The following is a 24,587-nucleotide window of genomic DNA, read 5'->3' as shown; positions in this document are numbered from 1 at the left end:
GACCCCCGCTCGGCGAGCGCCTGCGCGGTGGGGAGCGGTCGGGTCACCCGACGCTCGGCCAGGCGAGATCGCGGAGCACGGGCGGCAGCTCGCGCGAGGACGGCGTCGCCTCCGGGTCGCGGGCCACGTCGAGAAACCCCGTCCTGCGTGCACGGGCGCAGGGGAGCGATCCCGGGCCTGGCCCGGTTCGGTGCGCGACGCCGGGCCGTGCCGGAGGCGTCCGGTCCCTGCATCACCCCTGCGGGAGCTGAGCCGGACTACCCAAGTTCGCCCCGCAGCCGGGCCGCCGCCTCGGCGAGCGCGCGCATCTTCCCGGCGGCCGAGCCGCGGGGCAGGTACTTCAGGCCGCAGTCGCTGGAGAGCATCAGCCTGTCGACGTCGACGTGGTCCAGGGCTCGCCGCACCCGGTCGGCGATGACCTCCGGCGTCTCCACCTCGGGCGTCGAGAGGTCGAGGACGCCCAGCGCGATGCCCTTGCCGCGCAACGGCCGGAGGGACGTGGGGTCCAGGTGGGACTGCGCCGTCTCCACCGAGATGGCGTCCGCGGGGGTGTCGGCCAGCTCGGGCAGGAAGGAGTAGCCCTCGGGGCGCTCGGCGACCATGGCCGCGTAGCCGAAGCACAGGTGCACGTGCACCGGTCCGGCGGCGCCCTCGAGAGCGCGGGTCAGTGCCTCGGCGCCGTACTTCCGAGCCACCTCCGGGCGGGCCTGCAGCCACGGCTCGTCCAGCTGCACGATGTCGGCGCCGGCGGCGAACAGGTCGACGACCTCCTCTCGGACGACGTCGGCGTAGGCCAGCGCCAGGGCGCGGTCGTCCGGGTAGTGGTCGTTCCGGGCCTGCTGGGCCATCGTGAACGGGCCGGGCACCGTGATCTTGACGGCGCGGGCGGTGTGCGCGCGGAGGAAGCGGACGTCCTCGACCTGGACCGGCTGCGGACGCCGGATCTCCCCGGTCACCCGCGGGACCGGGATGTCGATGCCCGACCGGTTGCGCACGGTGCCGGGGTGGTCGAGGTCGAGCCCGTCGAGCGCCGTGGCGAAGTGGTTGGAGTAGGACTCCCGGCGGATCTCCCCGTCGGTGAGGACGTCGAGCCCGGCCTCCTCCTGCGAGCGGATCGCGACGAGGGTGGCGTCGTCCTGCGCCTCCTGCAGGAACTCGGCGGGGATGCGCCACAGCTCCGTGGCACGGACGCGCGGCGGGAACTGGTGACCCAGCCGGTCCCGGTCGATCAGCCAGTCGGGCTGCGGCAGGCTGCCGACGACCATGGTGGGCAGCGGCGGGAGCCGGTCCGTCACGTGTACCTCCGGGCGGGACGTGTGGCGAGCCGCCGTGGATCCGTCGGCCGCAGGTCGGTCGCTGATCCTGCCGCACGCCTGCGTCGCGCGCCCCGGGGGGCCGGGGATCCGGTCGCTCGGGTCCGGCCGCCAGAAGGAGACCTGGTTGACCCAGCAGGCCTCGGCAACCAGTTGGTCGGCCAGGCCGAATGCCTCGAACACCTCCACGGTCCGGCAGACGACCCATCGGCCTGGCCGACGGCGAGCGGACCGTCCCGCCGGTCGACGATCGCCGTCCGGATGTCGGGGAAGGCAGCCAGCTGTGCGGCGAGCACCATCCCGGCCGGGCCGCAGCCGACGTCGAGGACGTCGACCTCCTCGGGGAGCCCCTCCGGCCGCTGGGTCACCGACGGGTGCGGGTCCTCGAGGTCCTCGCCAGCAGCTGGACGCACCTGCTGTCCGACGGCACGGTTCCGTCCCGGGCGTAGCCCCTGCGCGTGCCGCCGGGCGACGTCCGGCCGCGGTGCTGTCCCGCCGGCGCACCCGGGTGCCGGCCCGGCACGGTCAGGCGCCGGCGGGGCCCTCGACGCCGGCCGTGGACGGACCCCGCCGGGCGGACGAGGACCGCGCCACGGCCTCGGCCACACGGAGCACCCGCAGGACGTTCCCGCCGATCAGCCCGACGCACTCGTCCTGGCTCCACCCCCGCTCGAGGAGCTCCGCCAGCAGCGCGGGATAGCAGGCGACGTCCTCCAGCCCGTCCGGCAGGTCCTGGACGCCGTCGTAGTCCCCGCCGATGCCGACGTGGTCCACGCCGGCCACCCGCCGCACGTGCTCGACGTGGTCGGCGACCTGGGCGAGCGTCGCGCGCGGGCGGGGATGGCCGGCGGCGTACTCGGCCGCCGCCGCGGCCCGCGTGCCGGCGTCCCTCGGGTCGAGCCCACGGCGCTCCATGTCGGCGCGCAGCCCGAGCGTCCATGCGCGGCACCGCGGCGACACGAAGTCCGACACGAACGTCACCATGCACACGCCTCCGTCGGCGGCCAGGCCGCGGAGGACGTCGTCGGGGACGTTGCGCGGGTGGTCGCACACCGCGCGGGCGCCCGAGTGCGAGAAGACGACCGGCGCCTCCGAGACCCGGAGCGCATCGCGGGCCGTGCTGTCGGCCACGTGCGACAGGTCGACCAGCATGCCGAGCCGGTTCATCTCCCGGACCACCTCGAGGCCGAACGCGCTGAGCCCGCCGGTGGCGGGGACGTCGGTCGCCGAGTCGGCCCAGGGGACGTTGACGTTGTGCGTAAGCGTCAGGTACCGGACGCCGAGCCGGTGCAGCATCCGGAGGACGCCCAGCGAACCGGCGATGGAGTGCCCGCCCTCGGCGCCCAGCAGCGAGGCGATCCTCCCGCGGGAGAACGCGCTCTCGACGTCGTCGGCGCTCAGCGCCAGTTCCAGGTCGGCCGGGTGGCTGCCGACCATCCGGTGGACGAGGTCGATCTGCTCGAGGGTCGCGGTGACCGCCGCCCCGTCCTGCAGCGTGCCGGGCACGTAGACCGACCAGAACTGGGCGCCGACCCCACCACGCCGCAGCCTCGGCAGGTCGGTGTGCGTGCCTGCCACCGGAGCGGTGAGATCCACCCGGCGCAGGTCCGAACCGAACTCCTCGCGGATCTTCCACGCCAGGTCGTTGTGGCCGTCGACCAGCGGGTGGCGGCGCACCAGGTCGCGTGCCGTGGCCAGTGCCGCGGCGGGTCCACTCCCCATCCCGGTCCTCCCGAGGTGTCCTACAGCCCGAGGGCGTGGCGGACGGACGGCGCGTGCCGGCGGGAGACCGGGACGGTCTCGTGGGCGCGGGTGTCCGTGGCCAGGAACAGCGTCCCCTTGAAGCCCTGCTCGATCTCCCTGACCCGGCCCAGGTTGACGAGGAAGCGGCGGTGGACCCGGAGGAACCCCTTGTCCGCGAGCTCCTGTTCGAGGCGGTCGAGACCTCGGGCGGCGGCCAGGAGCCGCCCCTGGTCGCTGGTGAGCCAGACGTTGTTGTGGTCGGCCTCGGCGAAACGGATCTCCCGCGGATCGAGCAGGACCCACCGGTCCTCCCGCTGCGCGACGACCCGGCTGGGCAGCGGGCGGGGACAGGGCAGGGAGGGCCGGGACGGACCGGGGACCGCCCCGGTGCCGGACCCGCCGACGTGGGACCCGTAGACGTCGGACCCGTCGGCGGAGCCGAGGGCCAGCAGCGCGCCGATCACCTGGGTCCCCGTCAGCACCGGGCGGACGGTGACCGGGAGGGGGGTGCCGAGGAAGGGCACGTAGACCCGCGTGGACCCGGTCCAGCGGGGATCCTGCCGGGCGCGTTCGGTGACGAGGCGGACCAGCTCGGGCATCCCGGGTACCTGCGGGGTCCACCGCTGTGCGGGGGCGTACGCCGGGGTGTCGGCGGGGGTGCCGATCAGGACGGCGGCCTCGCTGTTGGCCAGCACGACCTTCCCGGCCGTGTCCACGGCGACCAGCGGTGTCGCGGACGGCAGACGGGCGTCGGCGAAGGCGGCGGCCAGCAGCGTGCCCGTGTGCCGCGCCCGCTGTCGCAGCTTGGCCTCGGTGGCCGCGGCGACCCTGCTCAGCCACGGCACCACGGCATCGGACGGCGACGTCCTCCAGCAGGAGACGTTCAGCACGGCGAGCGGCTCGTGCGTGACGACGTCGCGCACCGCGACGCCGGCGCACGTCCACGCCTCGAAGTTGCGGCACCAGTGCTCCGGGCCCCTGACCAGGACCGGGCGCTGGCTCTCCAGCGAGGTCCCCATCCCGTTGGTGCCACTGGTCCGTTCGCCCCAGGCCGACCAGGCCGTCAGGTTGCTGTCCGCGGCGAGGCGGAGCATCCGCCGACTGCCCCAGCAGGCCAGGACGCGGCCGTCGCAGTCGGCCACGGTGACCAGGCCGTCGAGGCCGTCCACCTCCCCGGCCGCGCAGGCCGCCGAACCCCCCAGCTCGGCGAACACCACGTCGTGCCCCATCGAGTGGACGCTGCCCTCGGCCGCGGCCGGTGCCCGTTCCAGCTCGGGGTCGACCTCGTACTCCTCGCGGCACCGGTACCAGGACATGAGGATCTCGGACCGGACCCCGTGGACGGTGTCCGCCCCGGCGGCGAAGCGCTCCCGGGCCGTGGCGATCCGCTTGAGGTTGTCGTCGGAGAGGGCGGCCCCGTTCGTCGCGGGGAGTGCGCCGTTCGTCCGACCTTTCGCGCCGTTCATCCCGTTCCCCTTGGGCTGGAGGGGGAAGCGTCCCAGGCTCGGGTCGCGGTCGAAGGAGCAGCAGGCTAGCGGGCCGGGCTCGCTTCCAGAACGCACACGGCAGCGAGGGGGCGGGCGGCCATGCGGGCAGTGGTCTACCGGAGGCCCTTCGAGGTGTCGGTGGAGGAGGTCCCCGACCCCCGGATCGAGCAGCCGAACGACGTGATCGTGCGGATCACGTCGACGTGCATCTGCGGAGCCGACCTGTACGTGTACGAGGGGCGGACGGGTGCCGAGCCGGGCACCGTGTTCGGCCACGAGAGCCTCGGCATCGTCGAGGAGGTCGGCGCCGGCGTCACCGCCCTGGAGCAGGGCGACCGCGTCGTGATGCCGGTCACCGTGGCCTGCGGCTTCTGCAGAAACTGCCGGGCGGGCTCCACCGGCTCCTGCCTCACGGTCGCCTCGTCCCGCCGGGCGGGCGGCGCGTACGGCAGCGTCACCCCGGCACCGTGTGCCGGCGGCCAGGCGGAGTACCTGCGGGTCCCGTACGCGGACGTCAACTGCCTGCCGCTGCCCGCCGGCACCGACCACGAGTCCGACTACGTCCTGCTCTCCGACGTCTTCTCCACCGGGTACCACGGCTGCCGTCTCGCGGGCGTCTCGCCGGGGGAGACCGTCGCGGTCCACGGCGCCGGCCCGGTGGGGCTGATGGCCGCGTACTGCGCACTGCTCTGCGGTGCGTCGCGCGTCTTCGTGGTCGACAGCGCACCCGAGCGTCTCGCCAGGGCACGGGACATCGGGGCCGTCGCCGTGGACTCCTCCGCGGGCGACCCGGCGCAGCAGATCAAGGACCTGACCGGCGGTGAGGGCACCGACGCGGGTGTCGACGCCGTCGGGTTCCCGGTACCCACCGAGACCGGTGGGGGCGAGCGGCCCGAGGCGGTGCTGGAGCAGCTCGTGCGCACGGTGCGGCCCACCGGCGGGCTCGGCGTCCCCGGCCCGTGCGTGCGCTGGAAACCGGACGGGGTCGTCGGGGACGCCAGGCCCGGCACGCTGCTCGTCGCGATGGACACGCTCGTCGAGAAGGGCCTGCGCCTGGGCACCGGGCGGGCCGGCGTCAGGCGCTACGACCGGCAGCTGCGCGACCTGATCACCGAGGGCCGGGCCAGGCCCAGCTTCGTGGTGTCCCACGAGCTGCCGCTGGACGCCGCGCCGGACGCCTACTCGAAGGTCGAGCAGTGCGTCGACGGCTACACGAAGGTCGTGCTCAGACCCGATGCCGCCTGATCGTCGCGTCGCTGCAGCAACCGGAGGGGAGGAGGTGCCATGGCCACCCAGGTCCTGACCGAGCGCGGTAGGGCGGACCGTCGTCCGGGGGCCTGGCCGTGACCGTCGCCGGCACCGCCAGGCACCACCCCATCAGTCCGCTTCGACAGGAGAACCGCACTAGGAGGTGAGGTCGATGACGACCACCGCATCGGAGCGATCCGCGGCGCTGAGCGAGCTCGGGTTGGACGGGCAGAACCAGGCGACCATCGGTCGGCTGCTGGCCACCGGGAACATCGCACACGCCGAGGAGGGCGACGACGGCCGGATGCGCGCCCGGATCCGGATCGTGCCCGACCAGTTGATCTGGGACCCCTCGGTCCTCGTCCTGCCCCACGGGGGGCACCTGGACATCGAGTTCGTCAACGACGACCAGAACACGCACTGCGCGCTCGTGCCGAGCAACGGCGACAGCAAGTGGATGTGGCTGCCGAACTACTCGCGCGGGACCATGTCCGTCACCCTCGACGGCCCTGGTTACTACTGGTTCAGCTCCAACATCGGCAACGACGAGGGCCGCGGCCTGATCGGGGCGATCGTCGTGAGGGGCGACGTCCCGGAGTCCGCCCGGCTCGACCGCCCGAAGCAGCCCCGACCGTAGACAGGACCGGATCAATGACCGACATCCAGGACAGGACCGACATCGAGTACGGAGAGGCCCCGCCGGCGGTCGACTTCGGGTCCCTGACCTCCGCGCCCGGGACCGCGCCGCCGGTGGCCCAGGACGTCACGTACGAACGCATCCTCGACGCCCGCTCGGAGCCGCAGAACTGGCTCACCTACTACGGCGCCTACGACGGGCAGCGGTACAGCCCGCTGGACCAGATCACCACGGAGAACGTCGTCCGCATGACACCGGCCTGGGTGTTCAGCTTCTCGCCCCACGGGCTGCACGCCGGCCAGTCGACCTACGCCTTCGAGACGTGCCCGCTCGTCGTCGAGGGCGTCATGTACGTCTCCGGGTGGGACGGCTGGGTCTGGGCGCTCGACGCCAAGACCGGGCAGCTGCTGTGGCAGTACAAGCACGCCATCCCGTTCGACGTCTCGCTGTGCTGCGGCAACGTCAACCGCGGTGTCGCCGTGGCACACGGCAAGGTCTTCGTCTGCACCCTCAACGCCCACGTGGTCGCGCTCGACGCGACCACCGGCGAGTGCCTCTGGGACGTCACCAGCGGCGACGTGCGCGCCGGGGAGAGCCTCACGGTGGCGCCCCTGGTCGTGAAGGACCGGATCGTCGTCGGCAGCTCCGGCGGGGAGTTCGGGGTGCGGGGACACCTCGACGCCTACGACATGGAGACCGGGGAGCGGGTCTGGCGGTGCTACACGATCCCGAAGCCCGGTGAGCCCGGCTCGGAGACCTGGCCGCAGGAGGGCGAGGCGTGGGCGCGCGGCGGTGGCAACGGCTGGATCACCGGCACCTTCGACCCGGAGACCAACCTCCTGTACTGGGGGACCGGCAACCCGGCGCCCGACTTCGACGGGGAGGTCCGTCCGGGCGACAACCTCTACACCGACAGCGTGATCGCGGTGGACGCCGACACCGGTGAGATCCGCTGGCACTACCAGTGCACCCCGCACGACCTGTGGGACTACGACAGCAACATGGAGTGCATCCTGTTCGAGCAGGACGGGCGCAAGCTGCTCGCCCACTTCGACAAGAACGGGTACTGCTTCATCCTGGACCGCACCAACGGGGAGCGGGTGCGGATCTTCCCCTTCGTCGACCGGATCACCTGGGGCGAGATCAGCCCCGACGGACAGGTGACGCCCCGCATCTACCCCGACAAGGAAGGGGAGGAGGTGCACTTCTACCCCGGGCCGGCCGGGGCGAAGGAGTGGACCCACGCGGCGTACAGCCCGCGGACGGAGCTGTTCTACGTCCCGGTCCAGGACACCGGTGCGACGGTCGCCCGCCGGCGCAGGGAGTTCAAGGAGAGCATCCCGTACTGGGGCGCCGCCGTGACCGTGGACGCGAAGGACATGGCGGGGTCGGTGTCGGCGTTCAACGCCTCCGGCGAGGAGGTGTGGCGCTGGCGCAACGACCTGCCGATGTGCGCGTCGGTGCTGGCCACGGCCGGCGACCTGGTGTTCGCCGGTACGCCGTCCGGGACGTTCGTGGCCCTCGACGCCCGCAGCGGCGAGTTCCTGTGGCAGTTCAACTGCGGCAGCGGCCACCACAGCAGCCCCATCACCTACAGCGTCGAGGGCAAGCAGTACATCGCCGTCCCGGTCGGCTGGGGCGCCTGGGTCGAGGGCTTCCTGCCCGGGATGATGGGCGGTCCGCACGGCCAGGCGATGTTCGTCTTCTCGCTGCCCGAGGACATCGACTCGGCGGGGGGGAGGTGACCGTGATGGACCAGGAGCTCTGTGCCTCCCCGTCCTGCGCAGACGAGTGGGAAGCCCCCTCCTTCGAGGAGATCCGGGTGTCCGCTGAGGCGACCGCGTACATGGGCGTCCAGGACGACTGGGACTAGACGGACACGTCCGGGACCGGGCGGAGAGGCGTCGGGCGGTGCGGTCCGGCGCCTCTCCGTCTCCGCACGGCTCCGTCTTCGCACTGCGGGAGGGACCACCGATCGACATGTGGGTGCGGGTGCTGGGCTCGGCGGCGGGAGGCGGGTACCCGCAGTGGAACTGCGCCTGCCCCCCGTGCCGCGCGGTGCGCGACGGGTCCCGGCCGGCCCGACCGCGCACCCAGTCGTCGATCGCGGTGAGCGCGGACCACCGGCGGTGGTTCCTGCTCAACGCCTCGCCGGACATCCGTGCCCAGATCGAGTCCTTCCCCGCCCTCCACCCCTCCAGCGGCCCCGACGGCGCCCGGGTGGTGCCGCTGCAGGCCGTGCTGCTCACCGACGCCGAGCTGGACCACACGCTCGGGCTGCTGCTGCTCCGCGAGGGGGAAGGCCTCGTCCTGCACGCCACCGAGGCGATCCACGACACCCTGCGCCAGGGGACGTCGCTGCTGCGGACGCTGGAGGCCTACTGCCCGGTCGAGTGGCGACCGGTCGTTCCGGGGGTGGACGTGCCGCTGGCGGACGGGCTGTCGTACCGGGCCTTCGACGTCCCCACGACCAAGCGCGCCCGGTTCCGCTCCGGTTCCCGGGAGGGGCGGGTCGTCGGCTACCGCCTCACCGACGAGCGCAGCGGCCGGGCGCTGGTCCACCTCCCGGTGCTGCAGGAGCTGACCCCGGAGGTGCGCGACGAGCTCGTCGGCTGCTGCCTGCTCGTCGACGGCACCTGCTGGTCCGACGACGAGCTGATCCGGCTCGGCCTGGCCGGCCGGACGGCACGCGAGATGGGGCACCTGCCGATCGGCGGTCCCGGGGGCAGCCTCGAGCAGCTCGCCCGGCTGCCCATCGAGCGCGGGATCTACGTCCACGTCAACAACACCAACCCGATCCTCCTCGAGGACGCGCCCGAGCGGCGCACCGTCGAGGAGCACGGCATGGAGGTCGCCGTGGACGGGCTCGAACTGGAGGTGTGAGGCCCCTCATGACACTGACCGCGACGGCGACCGACGAGTTCGTGGCCGCGCTGCGCGAGCACTCCCGGCGCTACCACGACCAGCACCCCTTCCACCGCCGGATGAACGAGGGCGAGCTGGGCCGTGAGCAGATCGGCTGCTGGGTGGCCAACCGGTTCGCCTACCAGGCGGCCATCCCGCGCAAGGACGCCGCGATCCTCGCGAACTGCCCGGACCGCGAGGTGCGCCGCCGCTGGATCCGCCGCATCCACGACCACGACGGCACCGCCGACGGTGAGGGTGGCATCGAGGCGTGGCTGCGGCTCGGCGAGGCGGTCGGCCTGGGCCGGGAGGAGATGGAGGACCAGCGGCACGTCGTCCCGGGCGTGCGGTTCGCCGTCGACGCCTACGTCACCTTCGCCCGCACCCGGCCGTGGGTCGAGGCGGTGGCCTCCTCGCTGACCGAGCTGTTCGCGCCGGACCTGATGGCCGAGCGCCTCGCCGCCTTCGAGCGCCACTACACCTGGATCGACCCGCGGGGGCTGACCTACTTCCGGGCCCGCCTGACGCAGGCGCCTCGCGACTCCGCACACGCCCTGGAGGTGGTGACGGAGCACTGCCGGACGCCGGAGACGCAAGCGGCTGCCCTGGCGGCCCTGTCCTTCAAGTGCGACGTCCTCTGGAGCATGCTCGATGCGATCGACCGCGCCTGTGCAGACCGCTGAGAGTGCCGACCGCCCCCGGCTGGCCCGCCACGTCCGGCTGAGGTTCGACCGGGCACGCGGGCGGCACGTGCTGCTGACCCCGGAGGCGGTCACCGTGCTGAACGGCACGGGGGCAGCCGTCCTGGAGCTGTGCGACGGGCAGCGGACGGTGGACGAGATCGTGACCGTGCTGCGCGGTCGGTACGCCTCCGTGGACGACGACGAGGTGCGCGCCTTCGTCGACCGCCTCACCGCCCGGCGGTGGCTCGAGATCGGGGACGCGGAGGCCGGCGGTGCCTAGCGCCGCGGAGGGCGCCGTGGACCGGCCGTTCGGCCTGCTGGCCGAGCTGACCTACGGCTGCCCGCTGCACTGCTCCTACTGCTCCAACCCGCTCGAGCTCGCCGCCTACGCCGACGAGCTGACCACGGCGGAGTGGCAGCGGGTGCTGGTCGAGGCCCGGGACCTCGGCGTGCTCCAGCTGCACCTCTCCGGCGGTGAGCCGCTCCTGCGCCGCGACCTCGCCGAGATCGTCCGGTGCGCCGGTGAGCTGGGCCTGTACACCAACCTGATCACCAGCGCCCTCGGGCTGACGCCCCGCCGCGCGGAGGAGCTGCTGGCCGCAGGCCTGGACCACGTGCAGATCAGCCTCCAGGCCGACGAGGCCGCCGTGTCCGACCGCCTCGCCGGGGTGCGGTCGTTCGAGCGCAAGCTGGTCGCCGCCCGGCTGGTGAAGGAGCTGGGCTGGCCGCTCACGCTCAACGTCGTCCTGCACCGGCACAACGTCGACCGGGTCGCCGGCATCCTCGACCTGGCCGAGCAGCTGGGGGCCGACCGGATCGAGCTGGCCCACACGCAGTACTACGGGTGGGCCCTGCGCAACCGCGACGGGCTGCTGCCGAGCAGGGCGCAGCTGGAGCGCGCCGAGGACGTGGTGCGGGCGGCGCGCGAGCGGCTGCAGGGGCGCATGGAGGTCATCTACGTGCTGCCCGACTACCACAGCCGCTACCCCAAGCCCTGCATGGGCGGCTGGGGCCGGCGTCAGCTCACCGTGGTGCCCGACGGCGGCGTCCTCCCCTGTCCGACCGCACACACCCTGCCCCTGCCCCGGGCCAGCGTCCGGGAGCACCCACTGGAGTGGATCTGGGAGCGGTCACCGCTGTTCCAGCGCTTCCGCGGAACGGACTGGATGCCCGATCCCTGCCGCAGCTGCGACCGCCGCGAGCTCGACTTCGGCGGCTGCCGCTGCCAGGCCTTCCAGCTCACCGGCGACGCCGCCCGCACCGACCCGGTCTGCCACCTCTCGCCCGACCACGGCCTCGTGGCCGAGGCGGTGGCCGCCGCCGACGAGGAGGAGCGGTCGGGTGCGGCGGTGCTGACCCCGCGGCGGTACCCCGCCGCCGGACGCAGCCGGTGACCGCCCGTCCACGTCCCTGCCCAGCGGGCCGTCGCGAGGAGGAGCTCCGGCCATGACCTCGGTGTTCGTCTTCATCTCCGGGGCGACGCTGCTGGTGGTCAGCGCGGAGAAGCTCATCACCCACCTCGTCGGGGCGGCGAGTGGTCTCCGGATCCCGCTGTTCCTGCTGGCCATCGTCTTCACCGGTGTCGAGTTCGACGACATCGCGCTCGGCGTCGGGCTGAACCTCGAGGAGCTCAGCGGTGTCGCCCTCGGTGTCGTGTTCGGGACGGCGCTCTCGTTCACCGGGGTCGTCCTCGCGGTCGCCGCGATCCTCCGGCCGAGCGTCGTCGACATCCCGCGCGACTACCTCGCCGTGTTCGCCGCCGCACCGCTCATGATGGTCGCGTTCACGCTCACCGGGCCGCTCACGGTGACCGACGGCCTGCTCCTCCTCGGTCTGTTCGTCCTGTTCATCGCCTACGTCGCCGCCCGGGAACTCCGCAGGAGCGTCGCGGTCTTCCGCGACGAGGAGGTGTGCGAAGCCGCCGCCGAGGCCGGAGACGGCACGCCTCCCCGACACGGAGCGGACACGCACGTACTGCAGGACCAGCCGGCCAGGGCAGCAGCACGGACCGGCGCTGAGCGGGCGCAGCAGATCGTCGACGAGCCCCGCGCCGGGGCACGTGAGCTGCCCGCCGGCTGGGCCCACCTCGGACTGGCGGTGGTCGCACTCGCCGGCCTCATCGTCGGCGCGGCGACGGTGAGCACCGGGACCGAGGGGATCCTGGAGACCTACGGGCTCGAGGGCACGGTGTTCGGCGCCACGATCGTCACCGCCGTGCTCACCATGGAGGACGTCTTCCTGACGGTGGAGCCCTTCCGGAGGGGCGTGCCGGAGATCGGGGTCGGGAACGTCATCGGCAGTGTCGTCTTCTCGGTCACGGGGAAGCTGGGCATCACCCTCCTGGCCGGCGGCATCGTCGTCGGCTCGGACGTGTTCACCTGGCACCTGCCTGCGCTCGTCGTCCTCACCGCTCTGGCCGCGTACCTGCTCTCCACCGGTCGGCTGACGCGGTGGCACGGCGGCATCCTCCTGGCGCTCTACGTCGTGTACTGGGTGGTCAGCCTGGTCGCGTTCGGTGAGGTCCCGGTCGAGATGGGGTAAGGACCCCCTTGCCCCCCGCCACTCGCGAGCTCGCGGCGGGACCCTGCAAGGGGGCCACCGTCTCTGCCGGTGGATGGGCAGTGGAGAGGTGGCGGCGGGATGCCGGACTGGGCGTGGACGCTCGTCGGAGTGCTGGGTGGCCTGCTCCTGTGCTGGGTGGTGCTCGTGGCGGTCCTGTGGAGGACCTGCCCGGACGAGCTGGGGTTGCGGGAGCTGCTGCGCCTGCTACCCGACGTGCTGAGGCTCGTGCACCGGCTGGCCGGCGACGGCACGCTGCCGCGAGGCGTCCGGGTGCGGCTCTGGCTGTTGCTGGCCTACCTCGCGCTCCCGATCGACCTGGTGCCCGACTTCGTGCCGGTGCTCGGCCACGCCGACGACGCGATCGTGGTCGCCCTGGTGCTGCGCTCGGTGGTCCGCCGCGCCGGCGCGGCCGCGATCGCCCGGCACTGGCCCGGCACGCCCGACGGCCTGGCCGCGCTGCGCCGGGCGAGCCGACTGCCGGTGTAGGCGTCCGCTCGCCCGGGGCGCTGCGCTCCCGTGAAGACCACCCGGGTGCCGACCCGGTCGGTCCGACGACGTCAGAAGCCGGCCGCGGCCGCCTCGCAGACCGTCGTGTCCTGCTCGCCGGTGCCACCGCTCACCCCGACCGCGCCCACGATGACCCCGTCCGCGCGCACCGGGGCGCCACCGGCGAAGACCATCACCTTGCCGTTGTTGGACGCCTGGATGCCGTAGAACGGCCCGCCCGGTGTGGCCAGCTCGGCCAGCTCGGCGGTGGCGATGTCGAACGCCCGGGCCGTGAAGGCCTTGTTGATGGCGATGTCGACGCTGCCGCGCCAGGCGCCGTCCATCCGCACGTGCATGACGAGGTCGCCCCCTGCATCGACGACGGCGATGTTCATCGGCTGCCCGATCTCCGCGGCGCGTGCCTCCCCGGCCGCGACGATGCGGCGGGCGTCGTCCAGGGACAGGCTGTTCAGCTGCTGGGTCACAGGAATCCCTCCGGGTCCAGCGCGGCCGGGAGGCCGGCGCTCTTCGGCGGCTGCTCCGGCCCGCGGCCGGAACGGCACCGGGATACCCGCACCGCCGGGGTGGTCAACTCCCGCGCGGGCACCGACGAAGGCCCCGTGGTCACCGACCGCAGGGCCTCTCCGAGTGTCCGAGGACCGACTCGGTACACACGCACACGGCTGTGAGGCAGCTGTTGAGCCGATCTGCTCGACTCCGCTCCAGGGCCCAGCTCGCGTCACCCTCACCGCCCGGCCGTTCCCCGCCGAGCGGACAACGGGCCGGGAATCGTGCACGCTCGGACGCGTTGACACAGGGGACACCCACGAGGGACCGAGCCCGGTCCTCCGACTGTGGCTCACACGTGCCCCGTGCCGGCCATCCACCGGCGGCCCCGGGTCCCCGTGGGAGGCCCACCGAGCACGGCGGCGACGATCCCTGGAGATCCCGAGCCGGCCCCGTTCGGAGCAGCCGGCTCCCCTCGGGACGTCCTCGCCCCGTCGGGGGGACTGTGCAGCATGCTGCCGCGGCCACCGTGCCCGGCATCCCAGAGGAGGAGTCTGTGGCTCGACCAGGCCAGCGCCAGACGAGCGCTCGCCGTACCACCCCGCGGAACCAGCGACGGGTCCGCCACCGCCGCGACGTCGTCGCGGTGCTCGCCCGCACCGTCCGGGAGATCGAGGCGGCCGCCCAGCGCGGCCGCGTGACGCCTGCCGTACGCACGAAGTTCCACGCCGTCGCCCTGCTGCTGCGGGACGAGCGCGCCCGCGTCCGGGCGGAGACGGCCGGCAGCGACAGCCGTCGGGCCGAGCAGCTCAAGCGCCTGGACGGCATCGCGACCGTCCTCGCGACGACCGCCGTCCGGGACGCCGGGCTGCTGGCGCTGCTGGCCGAGGACGCCGTCGTCTCCGACGCGGCCCGGTCGATGAAGCGGGACATGCTGCGGGACCTCGGCATCGAGACGGCGCCCGACGAGGTCGCGCCGGCGGAGACCGCGACCGCTCCCGCCGGCACGGAGCGGCGGGTCGTGCCGCAGTCGGTGGTCTCGCGGCAGCTGGCGAACCCCTTCCTCGCCCCCGACTTCTCCGGCGTTCCGCAGCGCGACCACCGTCCGCGCCGCCTGGCCGGCTGGGAGCTGCTCGGCCCGCTGCTGAGTTCGTTCGAGCGCGGCGGCGAGGGAGCAGCGGCGTGCATGACGCTCCCGGCGCCGACGGCACGGTTCACGCCGGCGGGCCTGGAGCTGATGCCGCACCAGGGGCAGCTGGTCGCCGCGGCCAGCGCCGGCCACCGGACGTTCCTGCTCGCCGACGAGCCCGGTCTGGGCAAGACGGCCCAGGCACTGCTGGCCGCGGAGGCGGCGAACGCCTACCCGCTGCTCGTCGTCGTGCCGAACGTCGTCAAGACCAACTGGGCACGTGAGGCGGCCCGCTGGACGCCCCGCCGCCGGGCCACCGTGGTGCAGGGCGACGGCGAGACGGTCGACGGCTTCGCCGACGTCGTCGTGGTCAACTACGAGGTGCTCGACCGCCACGTGGGTTGGCTCGGCGACTTCGGCTTCCGCGGCATGGTCGTGGACGAGGCCCACTTCATCAAGAACCAGACCTCCCAGCGCTCGCAGCACGTCCTCGCGCTCTCCGACCGCCTGCGGTCCCGCGGCGCGCGGCCCCTGCTGATGGCGTTGACCGGCACCCCGCTGATCAACGACATCGAGGACTTCCGGGCGATCTGGCGGTTCCTGGGCTGGATCGACGACGACAACCCACTCGACGAGCTGATGGACGCGCTCGAGAGCACCGGCCTGACGCCCGCGGACCAGGGCTTCTCCGCCGCGGCGCGTCAGTGCGTGATCGATCTCGGCATCGTGCGCCGCCGCAAGGTCGAGGTGGCCGCCGACATCCCCGCCCGCCGCATCGCCGACCTCCCCGTCGAGCTGGACGGACCGGTCGGCCGGTCGATCCGGGCGGCCGAGCGGGACCTCGCCCGCCGGATGGTGGCGCGGTACGAGGCCGCGCGCGCGAGCCGATCCTCCGACGCCGTCGTCGAGGGCACCGACCACGACCTCGTCCGCCGGGTGGCACGGTCGGAGCTGAAGGACGCGACGACCGCGCAGTCCGGGGAGAACGTGTTCAGCATGATGCGACGCATCGGTCGGGCGAAGGCCGGCCTCGCCGCGGACTACGCGGCGCAGCTGGCCCGCAGCGCCGGCAAGGTCGTCTTCTTCGCCAAGCACGTCGACGTGATGGACGCCGCGGAGGAGACCCTCGCCCGGCAGGGAGTGCGGTTCTCGGCGATCCGTGGTGACCAGACCCCCACGGCACGGCAGGCGAACATCGACGCCTTCGTGAACGACCCGGGCGTCGCCGTCGCGGTGTGCTCGCTGACCGCGGCCGGCGTGGGCCTGAACCTGCAGGTCGCCTCGAACATCGTGCTGGCCGAGCTCTCCTGGACCGACGCGGAGCAGACCCAGGCCATCGACCGCAGCCACCGCATCGGGCAGACCGAGCCCGTCACCGCGTGGCGCATCATCGCCGCGCAGACCGTCGATGCCCGGATCGCCGAGCTGATCGACAGCAAGGCCGGGCTCGCCGCTCGGGCGCTGGACGGGTCCGACGAGGAGGTCTCGTCGTCGGCCGACGTGCAACTCGAGGCGCTGGTCGCGTTGCTGACGGATGCGCTGCGCGTGTCGGCCGGGCACGGGGAGGCTCCGGGTTCCTGACCGTCAGGAACCCCGGGGCGATGCTGTGCCCGAGGGGCGACTCGCCACGGTCGCACACGGTGGCGCCAGGGCGGTGACCGTCGCACGCAGGCCGAGCCCACGGGACCTGGCCCGGGCGAGGGCTCCCGCGCACGGGGGCGTCCTGCGCTCGTACGTCACTGCGTGTCCGATGGGGTCGGGACCAGCCAGAGTCCGCCCGCCAGCAGCCCGTACAGCAGCGCGGGGCCGGTGTGCGGCAGCCGCTTGCCCGAGGCTGCCCGTGCCTGTCCGCGGCGGAAGACCCAGCGTTCCGCGGTGAGCACGCCGCCGACCGAACAGGCGACCGCGGCGGCCACGGACCCGAGGACGACGGCCTTGCTGCCGGCGGGCAGCGCGCTGAACGCTCCCGAGGGGAGGACCTCGCCGTCGAGCGCTTGCCGCTCGCGTGCGCTGGCCCATGCCGCCCGCAGGTCCGGCACGGATGCTGCGACGGAGACAGCTGTCAGCCCTGCCTTCGCCCAGCCGCGAGCCGTGCGAGAGGAGATGAGGTCGGGCGTGGCGTAGTACAGGGCGGTGGCTGCTCCGGTGACCAGAGCTGCAACTGCTCGTGACGGCGTCGGCCGGCTGATCATGCAGTCATTCTGGTGTCCGAGGAGCGACCGGCCGCCACCCGGCTCCGGGCCGGTACAGCCGGCCGCTCGGATGGGCGGTGCGGTGCACCGCGTCGGCGGGCTTCGCGGATCGGCCGGCTGCGGGCAGCGCCTGCCGGGCCGTCCCCGTGCCAGGCTGACGGCATGACCGTGGAGCGAACGGTCCGGCTGCAGTTCGAGGAGTCGGCGCGGATGGCCGGCACCCACAGCAACCTCTCGGCCGTCCGCGGCGACGCCGCGGTCCTCTGGGTGGCCGGGGACGAGACCGCGACGATCGAACGGCTGGTCGCCGATGATCCCGACCAGCCGCAGCGCTACGCGCAGCAGACCGGCTTCCGGCTCGCCGACTTCGTGCAGCTGCCTGCCGCCGACGACTCGGGCACCGAGGACGAAGCCGACATCGAGGGCCTGGCCCGGCACGGCCGCTTCCTGTGGGCGGTCGGGTCGCACAGCCTGCGCCGCAAGCAGATCAAGGCCGCGCACAGCGGCGAGAAGGCCCTGGGCAGGCTCGCCCAGGTCACCGGCCAGCCCAACCGGCAAATCCTCGTCCGGCTGCCGGTCGGCCTCGTGGACGGCCTGCCGACCGTCGTGCCCGAGCTGGAGGAGGACGGCGTCCGGCACCGCGCCGCGTCCTTCGGCGTCCACGGAACCGACCTGCGGGAGGTACTGGCCGACGACGAGCACCTGGGCCCGTTCCTGCCGCTGCCGGGCAAGGACAACGGGCTGGACGTCGAGGGCATCGCCGTCGCCGGGCCGCGGGTGTACCTGGGCCTCCGCGGGCCGGTGCTGCGCGGCTGGGCCGTGGTGCTGGAGCTGCGCCCCGAGGTGGACCCCGACGCGCCGGAGCGGCTGCGCCTGACCGCGGTCGACGACGGCCGTCCGTACCGCAAGCACGTCCTGCGACTGCGCGGCCTCGGGATCCGAGACCTCTGCCCGCACGGCGACGACCTGCTCGTGCTGGCCGGGCCGACGATGGACCTGGACGGACCGGTGCACGTCTTCCGCTGGCACGGGGCACTGCGGGCGGACACGCCACAGGTGGTCCGCGGCGACCTGCTCACGCGAGAGCTCGAGCTGCCCCACGGCGAGGGACACGACCACGCCGAGGGCATCGGACTGCTCGGTCCCGCCGACAGCCCGCGCCTGCTGGTCGTCTACGACAGCCCGGCCCCGGCCCGGCTGACCGACGACGGGAGCGTCCTCGCCGACCTGGTCCGGCTGCCGGGTGCGCCGTGCGGCTCCGAGCCCGACGGGGGTGTGCTCCCGGAGCGGGAGTCGACTGGCGGGGGGACGAAGGGGGGCGGCACGACGACCCCCGGCGTGCACCTGCGGGAGATCACCGACGACAACCGGGAGGCGGTCCGCGCGTTGCGCGTGCGAGGGCGCCAGAAGCGGTTCGTCGCCTCGGTGTCCCGCTCGCTCCGCGACGCCGCCGAGACGCCGAAGGCCAATCCGTGGTTCCGGGCGGTGTACTGCGGCGACGAGCCGGTGGGCTTCGTGATGCTGTCCTGGAAGGCGCGGAAGGGCCCGTTCCGAGGGCGCCACTTCCTGTGGCGGCTGCTCATCGACAAGCGGTACCAGGGGCGCGGGATCGGCCGGGAGGTGCTGACGCAGATCGTCGACCTGGTGCGGGCCGACGGCGGCACCGAGCTGCTGACCAGCTACGAGCCCGGCGAGGGTGAGCCGTGGCCCTTCTACCAGCGGTTCGGCTTCCAGCCCACCGGTGAGGTCGACGACGGCGAGATCGTCCTGCGGCTCCCGCTGCCCGTCCGGTGAGCACACCTGGGCCTCCCACCGGCGCGATCCCCGGACGGGACCCGTGCCGGCGTCGCGGGACGCACTCCTGCCCGGTTCCGTCCGCGGAGTCGCGCCGCCGGGGAGCGTCACCGCGGCGATCAGCCCGTGGCTCCGCGACCGCACCGAGGAGGATCCGCGGAACCGATCCTGAAGGCCCACCGCATCGAGGAGTCCCCATGCCGGACGCCGGGCTCGTCCTCCCGCACCGGTCCGCTCGCCCTGCCCGCCGGTGGCGGCAGCTGAACCTCGCCGGTCTGACCGCGCTCACGGCCTACTCGACGGCGCTGGGCTGGCAGGCGCAGGTGGTGTCGTACCCGCTGTACCGGGCCGTGGGGGACGCGGAGTTCGCCGCTTACCACCGGCAGTACGACGAGGCGATCCCCCTCGTGGTGGTCGCGCCGGGTTTCGCCTCCTTCCTCGCCGGCGCCGCGTTCTACTGGACGCGACCGCCCGAGGTGCCCCGGCCCGTCGCGGCGGTCGTCAGCGTCGCCGGGGTCGTGTCGATCGCGTCGACGGTGTTCTGGGCGATCCCGATGCACGACCGGCTGGACCGGGTCGGCCGGTCCGCTGCCACCGTCGACAGCCTGCTCCGGGCGAACCTGCTCCGCACGGTCGCCCTGACCGGGAGCACCCTCGCCCTGGTCTGGTCGGTGTGGCACAGCGGTAGGGGACCCGGCGCTGCCCGTGCGTGATCCGACCGTGCACGTCGGCCCGGCCACCGGTGGCCGCCGAGCCGGTCCCGGCCCTCACGAGGCGACCGCCGGTCATCCCTGCTGGGCGTCTGTCCGTTCCGCTCGCTCCGCGAACTCCTGGAAGGCCGCGAACGCGCGTGGGCCGTACACGGTGGCCGGTCCACCGTTCATCGCGATGGTGACGCCGAGCGCCTCGGCGACCTCCGACTCGGTCGCGCCGGTGCGGGCGGCGCCGCGGGCATGCGACGCGATGCACCCGTCGCACTCCTTGCTGACCGCGATGGCGAGCGCGATCAGCTCCTTGGTCTTCTCGTCCAGCGCACCCGCGGCGTAGGCGGCGGTGTGCATCTGGCGGTAGCCGTCGTAGACCTCGGGGATGGCGCGACGCAGCGCGCGCGCCGGCTCGCGGAGCTCCTCCTGGACGGCGTGGCCATAGCTCATGACGTGATGGTGCCAGCTCCCGTGCCGCCGGCCCCGGTGGTAGGGACGTGCCGCGGGCGCGTACGGCCGGGCGGGTCCGGTCGGAGCGGCGCCGTCAGTGCGCGGCACGAGTGCGCAGGTACCAGTTCCGCAGGCGGGCGAAGCCCTCGTCCAGGCCCACCTGCGGGCGCCAGCCCAGAGCGGCCCGCGTCCGCCGCTGGTCGAACCAGTGGGCGGTCGCCAGCTGCTCGGCCAGGAAGCGGGTGAGCGGGGGGACCGACCGTCGGCGCGTCCCCGCCCAGACCGCCTCCGCGGCGGCTCCGGCCACCCAGGCCGCACCGAACGGCACCCGGCCGCGCGGCCCCGGGACCCCGGCCGCCCGGCACAGCCGGCCGAGCACCTCGGCGACCGGGCGCGGTTCCCCGTTCGACACGACCAGCGCCTCGCCGTGCACCGGTCCGCACGCGTCCACGGCGGCGACGAGGGCCGCTGCGGCGTTGTCGACGTAGGTGGTGTCGATCAGCGCCGCGCCCGACCCGATCACCGGCAGCCGCCCGGCCCGCGCGCGCTCGACGATGCGGCCGACGAGCTGGGTGTCGCCCGGGCCCCACACGAGGTGGGGGCGGACGGCCAGCACGGCCAGCGCGGGGGAGTCCGCGGCCAGCGCGTCGAGCTCGGCCACGGCCTTGGAGCGCGAGTAGCGGCCACGGGCCCGCGCGGGGTCCGCCGGTCCGGCGCCGACCCCGGCGAGGGCCGTCCCGGCGTGCGCCACCGACGGGGACGAGACGTGCACGAGCCGGCCGACGCCCGCGGCCCGGCACGCGTCGAGGACGGTCCGGGTGCCCTCGATGTTGGCGTGCGCGTACTCGGCCCACGGACCGGTGACGTCGACCTTCGCGGCCAGGTGCAGGACGGCGTCCTGTCCCCGGGCGGCCCGCCCGACGACGCCCGGGTCGGCGACGTCCCCGAGCACCTCCGCGCACGGCAGCCCGGCGGGACGGCGCTGCAGGACCGTCACCTCGTCCCCGCGCTGGAGCAGCCCGGTGGCCGTGGCCCGGCCGAGCATCCCGCTCGCGCCGGTGACCAGCACCCTCACGGTCGGTGGGGGGCCCGGACGCCGGCCAGCACGCGTGCGGCCCGGCGGGCGACCTCACCCCGGTCCACCTTCGACTGGTGCCGGACGTCCACCGGCAGGCGCGAGGTGGTCAGCACCGCGGCGACGTCGACGCCGGCGGCCGCCCGGACGGCGTCGGTGAGCTCCGTGCCGGCCAGGGCCGGCCGCGCCGGTCGGCCCGCCAGCCGGGGCCGACGCCCGGACGGCACGACGACGACCACGACGACCTGGGCACCGGCGGGCCCGACGCCGACGGCCGCGGCGGCCGACACCCCCTCGACCGCCTCCACCCGCTGCTCGATCCCGACGGGCGTCACCGGACCGCCGGCCGTGGAGACCACGTGCTGGAGACGGCCCTCGATCCACAGCCGCCCGTCCCCGTCCAGGTGGCCCACGTCGCCGGTGCGGTGCCAGCCGGCGTCGCGGGACGTCGCCCGCTCCAGCGCCCACAGCGCGTCGTAGCGGTCCTTGACGTGCGCGGCCCGCACGCAGACCTCGCCAGGGACGCCCGGGCGGTCGGTGAGCTCGCCGTCGGCCCGCCCGTCGGGGGACAGCGGGCTGACCCGCACGTCGACGCCGGGCAGGGGCCGGCCCACGCACACCCCGTCGTCCGTGCCCGCGGCCTCGATGCCGGCGAGCGAGACGTCGGTGACCGGCAGCGCCTCGGTCATCCCGTACGGCGTGTGCGGCTCGGCGCCCGGGAGCACCGCCCGCAGCGACCGCAGCAGGGACGCCGGGACGGGCGCGCCGGCGGACATGAGCAGCCGGATGCGGGCCAGCGCCGTGCGCTGCCGCGCGGAGAGGCCGGCAGCCGTGGCGACCACCCGCCGCAGCGCCGCGGGCGAGGCGAAGACCACGGTCGCGTCGACGGCGGCCGCGGCGTCGGCCAGCGCCGCTGCGGTCAGCGAGCCGGGCGCGGTCACGTCGACGTCCGGCACCGCAGACCCGATGCCCAGAGCCGGCCCGAGGATCGCGAACGGCGCGAACGCCGCCACGAACCGGTCGTCCGCGGCGAGGTCGTAGGTGGATCGCACCAGCTCGAGCTGGGCGGCGGCCTGGCGGTGCGTGTAGACGACGCCCTTGGCCGGTCCGGTGGCCCCGGAGGTGAACAGCACGGCGCAGTCGGCGTCCAGCGGCGGCTCGGCGGGCGCCGGTGCCGACCGGCCCAGCACCTCCAGCTCGTCGAGCGTGTGCGCGGCGCCCAGTCCGCGCAGCGCCGTCCGTCCTCCCGGACCGGCGGCGACCCGGGAGCCGGGCAGGCCCATGAGGCGCGCGGCGGCCAGGCCCGCCCGGCTGCCGACGACGGAGTCGACCGCCGCGCTGCGCAGCGCCCGGCGCATCCCGGCCAGCCCGAGGCCCTTGTCCGCGACGACGACCACGCCCCCGGCCCGCCACACGGCGTAGACGGTCGCGGTGAGGTCGGCCGAGGGCTCCACCAGCAGTGCGACGCGGTGTCCCGCGCGGACGCCGGTCGCCGCGAGTCCGGCGGCGAGACGGTCCACCCGCCGGGACAGCTCCGACCAGCCGACCGTCGCGCCGCCGACCTCGACGACCGCGGGGGAGTCGTCGTCCGCCCGCTCGTCCAGGGCCGACCACAGCCGTCGTCCTCCGGCGCCCTCGGTGCCCGGCCGTTCCGGGACGGAGCCGCCGGTGTCGAGGTCGGCCACCCACTGGGCCACGGCCTGCGCGTACTGCGGCGCGTCCTCCGGCAGGAGGTGGGAGGCGCCCTCGTAGCGGTGCAGCCGGGCCTGCGGCAGGCGGCTGCGCAGGTCGGCCAGGTACCGCTCGCCGAAGACCGGATCGCGAGGCCCCCACAGGAGCAGGGCCGGGACGTCGAGCGTGCGGATCCCCTCGGCGATGGCCTCCTGCACCGGGCGGGACGGGTGCCCGGGGGAGAACGGGATGTCGGCGACGAAGTCGCCCACGGAGCGTCGCCTCGCCGGCGAGCGGTAGGGCTCGGCGAAGGCGCGCCGGACGTCGGCGGGCAGGGCCGGCCGGGACAGCGCCGTCGTCGCCCGGACGAACACCGGCGTGCCCACGGTGACCGCCGTGCGCACGCCCGGCGCGGAGGCCAGGCGGATCAGGGCCGGCCCGAGGTCGCCCTCGGGCATGGCGACGGCGGTGTTGGCCAGGACGACGCCCCGCAGCTGGGCGCGGTGCTCGAGCGCCCAGCCCAGGGAGACGACCCCGCCCCAGTCGTGCCCGACGGTCACCACCGGGCCGGTGACACCGAGGGCTGCAGTGAGGTCGCCGAGGTCGGCGACCCGCTCCCGCAGGGGCCGCGGCGCGGCCAGCCGGTCGGACCAGCCCATGCCGAGCTGGTCGGGGGCGACGACCCGCCAGCCCGCCGGGGCGGCCGCGAGCAGCCGTCGCCACAGGTAGGACCAGGTGGGGTTGCCGTGGACGCACAGCAGCGTGCCCACCGGGTCCTGCACGCCGTTGTCGAGCACGTGCCAGCAGTGGTCGACGCCGTCGGCGTCGGCGACGGTCAGGAGCCGGGACCAGGCCGGGTCCAGTCCCGGGAGCGCCGGCGGGGCGGCCGCCCTCACCAGGCGATCTCGAGGCAGGAGACGTTGAGCCCCGAGCCGATGCCCATGAGGAGCACCCGGTCGCCGTCGACGAGGGAGTCCTGCTCGCCGGCCAGCGTGTAGGGGACCGACGCCGGGCCCAGGTTGCCCCGGGTCGGGAACGTCGTCGGCACCAGCGCCGGGTCGATCGAGAACCGGTCGCACATGGCCTTGGTGTGGACCTTGGAGACCTGGTGGACGACGTAGCGGCTCATGCCGCCGGCCCAGTCGACCTCCGCCGCGGCGTCGGCCCACATGTCCTCGGACAGCTGCAGACCGGCGTCGAGCAGCCCCTTGAGATCGGTCCGCATCAGCTCGTTGTCACCGACGCACAGCTCGTGGTGCTCGGTCCCCGCTCGGCTCACGGACGCGACGAGACGGTGCCCCTCCGGGTGCCGGTCGGCACGGCCGAGCACCATGGCGACGGCGCCCGAGCCCAGGGTCAGGGTGGCGAACTGCGCCATCACGTCCTTGGAGACGGTGCCCGGCTCGTTGAGGCGGTCGATGGTCCGCTCCTGGACCGGCTGCGAGTCCTCGCCGTTGACGACGAGCGCGTGGTCGACCAACCCGGAGTCGATCATGGCGGCCGCCAACTCCATGCCGTTGACGAAGCCCAGGCAGGCGTTCGTGACGTCGAAGTTCTGGCACGACCGCGGCAGGCCGAGCGCGTGGTGGACGGCGACCGCGGTCGAGGGCTCGAGGTACCTGCGGCTGACCGACGTGTTGATCATCACGCCGATCGTGGCCGGGTCGACCCCGCTCTCGCTGATCGCCTTCGCGCCGGCTTCGGCGGCACCGTCGACGAACGTGACGCCCGCGCCCCACCAGCGGCGCTCCCGGATGCCGGCGAGGTGCTCGAGCAGGCCGGGTCGCAGCCCCACCCGCCGGTAGGTGTCGGCGAGCGCGGTGTCGAGCGCGTCGGAGGTGACGACCCGGGTGGGGTCAGCCGTCTGCAGTGCCAGGACAGCCGTGTTGCCGAACCTGTGTGTGGCATTACCGCCCATGTGTTGGGGTCCAGTCCTCGGATGGGACGACTCCTGCTCGCGCCGCCCTCGGTGGATCGAGTCCTACCCGACCGGTCCACCGCC

The 24,587-nt window shown here is 74.3% G+C and carries 22 protein-coding genes; 13 read left to right on the top strand and 9 right to left on the bottom strand.

Annotated features, from left to right (window positions below):
* Positions 1-257: 257 nt before the first annotated feature.
* From ACWIX3_RS18160 to ACWIX3_RS18150, 3 genes are all read right to left on the bottom strand, one after another.
* Positions 258-1,295 (bottom strand): uroporphyrinogen decarboxylase family protein, encoded by a 1,038-nt coding sequence (locus ACWIX3_RS18160; protein ID WP_448608741.1) that lies wholly within the window; start codon positions 1,293-1,295, stop codon positions 258-260.
* 543 nt (positions 1,296-1,838) lie between these two features.
* On the bottom strand, positions 1,839-3,035 hold the full coding sequence (locus ACWIX3_RS18155) for a dipeptidase (RefSeq protein WP_448608740.1): 1,197 nt from the start codon (positions 3,033-3,035) through the stop codon (positions 1,839-1,841).
* Between the two features lie 20 nt (positions 3,036-3,055).
* Positions 3,056-4,522 (bottom strand): LytTR family transcriptional regulator DNA-binding domain-containing protein, encoded by a 1,467-nt coding sequence (locus ACWIX3_RS18150; protein WP_448608739.1) that lies wholly within the window; start codon positions 4,520-4,522, stop codon positions 3,056-3,058.
* A gap of 120 nt (positions 4,523-4,642) precedes the next feature.
* On the opposite strand from ACWIX3_RS18150, the gene ACWIX3_RS18145 reads away from it, so the two are divergent.
* From ACWIX3_RS18145 to ACWIX3_RS18100, 10 genes are all read left to right on the top strand, one after another.
* The gene (locus tag ACWIX3_RS18145; protein ID WP_448608738.1) at positions 4,643-5,788 is read left to right on the top strand and encodes a glutathione-independent formaldehyde dehydrogenase; all 1,146 of its coding nucleotides are present in this window, start codon (positions 4,643-4,645) and stop codon (positions 5,786-5,788) included.
* Between the two features lie 175 nt (positions 5,789-5,963).
* Entirely contained in the window at positions 5,964-6,428 is a 465-nt protein-coding gene (locus ACWIX3_RS18140; RefSeq protein ID WP_448608737.1) for an MSMEG_3727 family PQQ-associated protein, read from the top strand.
* Between the two features lie 14 nt (positions 6,429-6,442).
* Positions 6,443-8,173, top strand: a complete 1,731-nt coding sequence (locus ACWIX3_RS18135; RefSeq protein ID WP_448608736.1) for a PQQ-dependent dehydrogenase, methanol/ethanol family — start codon at positions 6,443-6,445, stop codon at positions 8,171-8,173.
* Positions 8,174-8,178: 5 nt separating this feature from the next.
* Entirely contained in the window at positions 8,179-8,301 is a 123-nt protein-coding gene (gene pqqA, locus ACWIX3_RS18130) for a pyrroloquinoline quinone precursor peptide PqqA (RefSeq protein ID WP_448608735.1), read from the top strand.
* Positions 8,302-8,408: 107 nt separating this feature from the next.
* A complete protein-coding gene (gene pqqB / locus ACWIX3_RS18125; protein WP_448608734.1) occupies positions 8,409-9,311 on the top strand; it encodes a pyrroloquinoline quinone biosynthesis protein PqqB in 903 nt (300 codons plus the stop codon).
* An 8-nt stretch (positions 9,312-9,319) separates the two neighbouring features.
* A complete protein-coding gene (pqqC, locus tag ACWIX3_RS18120; RefSeq protein ID WP_448608733.1) occupies positions 9,320-10,015 on the top strand; it encodes a pyrroloquinoline-quinone synthase PqqC in 696 nt (231 codons plus the stop codon).
* Entirely contained in the window at positions 10,002-10,295 is a 294-nt protein-coding gene (gene pqqD / locus ACWIX3_RS18115) for a pyrroloquinoline quinone biosynthesis peptide chaperone PqqD (RefSeq protein WP_448608732.1), read from the top strand. Before pqqC ends, pqqD begins: the two co-directional genes overlap by 14 nt.
* Positions 10,288-11,409, top strand: coding sequence for a pyrroloquinoline quinone biosynthesis protein PqqE (gene pqqE / locus ACWIX3_RS18110; protein WP_448608731.1), 1,122 nt, complete (start codon positions 10,288-10,290; stop codon positions 11,407-11,409). Before pqqD ends, pqqE begins: the two co-directional genes overlap by 8 nt.
* A 52-nt stretch (positions 11,410-11,461) precedes the next feature.
* Positions 11,462-12,556 carry a sodium:calcium antiporter gene (locus tag ACWIX3_RS18105; RefSeq protein WP_448608730.1) on the top strand — a complete coding sequence of 365 codons (1,095 nt, stop codon included), beginning with the start codon at positions 11,462-11,464 and terminating at the stop codon, positions 12,554-12,556.
* A 99-nt stretch (positions 12,557-12,655) separates the two neighbouring features.
* Positions 12,656-13,063, top strand: a complete 408-nt coding sequence (locus tag ACWIX3_RS18100; RefSeq protein WP_448608729.1) for a YkvA family protein — start codon at positions 12,656-12,658, stop codon at positions 13,061-13,063.
* A gap of 71 nt (positions 13,064-13,134) precedes the next feature.
* Here ACWIX3_RS18100 and ACWIX3_RS18095 read toward each other — a convergent pair whose 3' ends face one another.
* Complete coding sequence (locus ACWIX3_RS18095) at positions 13,135-13,548, bottom strand: GlcG/HbpS family heme-binding protein (RefSeq protein ID WP_448608728.1); 414 nt, start codon at positions 13,546-13,548, stop codon at positions 13,135-13,137.
* A gap of 578 nt (positions 13,549-14,126) precedes the next feature.
* On the opposite strand from ACWIX3_RS18095, the gene ACWIX3_RS18090 reads away from it, so the two are divergent.
* A complete protein-coding gene (locus tag ACWIX3_RS18090; protein WP_448608727.1) occupies positions 14,127-16,280 on the top strand; it encodes a DEAD/DEAH box helicase in 2,154 nt (717 codons plus the stop codon).
* A gap of 155 nt (positions 16,281-16,435) precedes the next feature.
* Here ACWIX3_RS18090 and ACWIX3_RS18085 read toward each other — a convergent pair whose 3' ends face one another.
* Entirely contained in the window at positions 16,436-16,738 is a 303-nt protein-coding gene (locus ACWIX3_RS18085) for a hypothetical protein (protein WP_448608726.1), read from the bottom strand.
* 315 nt (positions 16,739-17,053) lie between these two features.
* On the opposite strand from ACWIX3_RS18085, the gene ACWIX3_RS18080 reads away from it, so the two are divergent.
* Positions 17,054-18,685: a GNAT family N-acetyltransferase gene (locus ACWIX3_RS18080; RefSeq protein ID WP_448608725.1), complete on the top strand. Its 1,632-nt coding sequence runs from the start codon at positions 17,054-17,056 to the stop codon at positions 18,683-18,685.
* Positions 18,686-18,882: 197 nt separating this feature from the next.
* Positions 18,883-19,398 carry a hypothetical protein gene (locus ACWIX3_RS18075; protein ID WP_448608724.1) on the top strand — a complete coding sequence of 172 codons (516 nt, stop codon included), beginning with the start codon at positions 18,883-18,885 and terminating at the stop codon, positions 19,396-19,398.
* A 72-nt stretch (positions 19,399-19,470) separates the two neighbouring features.
* Here the strand turns inward: ACWIX3_RS18075 and ACWIX3_RS18070 are convergent, their stop codons facing one another.
* The 4 genes from ACWIX3_RS18070 to ACWIX3_RS18055 form a co-directional block, all read right to left on the bottom strand.
* The gene (locus tag ACWIX3_RS18070; RefSeq protein WP_448608723.1) at positions 19,471-19,839 is read right to left on the bottom strand and encodes a carboxymuconolactone decarboxylase family protein; all 369 of its coding nucleotides are present in this window, start codon (positions 19,837-19,839) and stop codon (positions 19,471-19,473) included.
* A 94-nt stretch (positions 19,840-19,933) separates the two neighbouring features.
* Complete coding sequence (locus ACWIX3_RS18065) at positions 19,934-20,914, bottom strand: NAD-dependent epimerase/dehydratase family protein (RefSeq protein WP_448608722.1); 981 nt, start codon at positions 20,912-20,914, stop codon at positions 19,934-19,936.
* Entirely contained in the window at positions 20,911-23,481 is a 2,571-nt protein-coding gene (locus ACWIX3_RS18060) for an alpha/beta fold hydrolase (RefSeq protein WP_448608721.1), read from the bottom strand. Before ACWIX3_RS18060 ends, ACWIX3_RS18065 begins: the two co-directional genes overlap by 4 nt.
* A complete protein-coding gene (locus ACWIX3_RS18055) occupies positions 23,478-24,503 on the bottom strand; it encodes a 3-oxoacyl-ACP synthase III (protein WP_448608720.1) in 1,026 nt (341 codons plus the stop codon). Before ACWIX3_RS18055 ends, ACWIX3_RS18060 begins: the two co-directional genes overlap by 4 nt.
* Positions 24,504-24,587 lie beyond the last annotated feature (84 nt).

The organism is Geodermatophilus sp. URMC 60 (assembly GCF_053502585.1).
This window is presented reverse-complemented; position numbering and strand designations above follow the sequence as displayed.

What these genes read in the sequence shown, in the direction of transcription:
- ACWIX3_RS18140 (WP_448608737.1), top strand. Translation starts at nt 5,964, where the DNA reads ATGACGACCACCGCATCGGAGCGATCCGCGGCGCTGAGCGAGCTCGGG.
- ACWIX3_RS18150 (WP_448608739.1), bottom strand. Translation starts at nt 4,522, where the DNA reads ATGAACGGCGCGAAAGGTCGGACGAACGGCGCACTCCCCGCGACGAAC.
- pqqA (WP_448608735.1), top strand. Translation starts at nt 8,179, where the DNA reads ATGGACCAGGAGCTCTGTGCCTCCCCGTCCTGCGCAGACGAGTGGGAA.
- pqqB (WP_448608734.1), top strand. Translation starts at nt 8,409, where the DNA reads ATGTGGGTGCGGGTGCTGGGCTCGGCGGCGGGAGGCGGGTACCCGCAG.
- ACWIX3_RS18100 (WP_448608729.1), top strand. Translation starts at nt 12,656, where the DNA reads ATGCCGGACTGGGCGTGGACGCTCGTCGGAGTGCTGGGTGGCCTGCTC.
- ACWIX3_RS18155 (WP_448608740.1), bottom strand. Translation starts at nt 3,035, where the DNA reads ATGGGGAGTGGACCCGCCGCGGCACTGGCCACGGCACGCGACCTGGTG.
- ACWIX3_RS18135 (WP_448608736.1), top strand. Translation starts at nt 6,443, where the DNA reads ATGACCGACATCCAGGACAGGACCGACATCGAGTACGGAGAGGCCCCG.
- ACWIX3_RS18080 (WP_448608725.1), top strand. Translation starts at nt 17,054, where the DNA reads ATGACCGTGGAGCGAACGGTCCGGCTGCAGTTCGAGGAGTCGGCGCGG.
- ACWIX3_RS18055 (WP_448608720.1), bottom strand. Translation starts at nt 24,503, where the DNA reads ATGGGCGGTAATGCCACACACAGGTTCGGCAACACGGCTGTCCTGGCA.
- ACWIX3_RS18105 (WP_448608730.1), top strand. Translation starts at nt 11,462, where the DNA reads ATGACCTCGGTGTTCGTCTTCATCTCCGGGGCGACGCTGCTGGTGGTC.
- ACWIX3_RS18075 (WP_448608724.1), top strand. Translation starts at nt 18,883, where the DNA reads ATGCCGGACGCCGGGCTCGTCCTCCCGCACCGGTCCGCTCGCCCTGCC.
- ACWIX3_RS18070 (WP_448608723.1), bottom strand. Translation starts at nt 19,839, where the DNA reads ATGAGCTATGGCCACGCCGTCCAGGAGGAGCTCCGCGAGCCGGCGCGC.
- pqqC (WP_448608733.1), top strand. Translation starts at nt 9,320, where the DNA reads ATGACACTGACCGCGACGGCGACCGACGAGTTCGTGGCCGCGCTGCGC.
- ACWIX3_RS18145 (WP_448608738.1), top strand. Translation starts at nt 4,643, where the DNA reads ATGCGGGCAGTGGTCTACCGGAGGCCCTTCGAGGTGTCGGTGGAGGAG.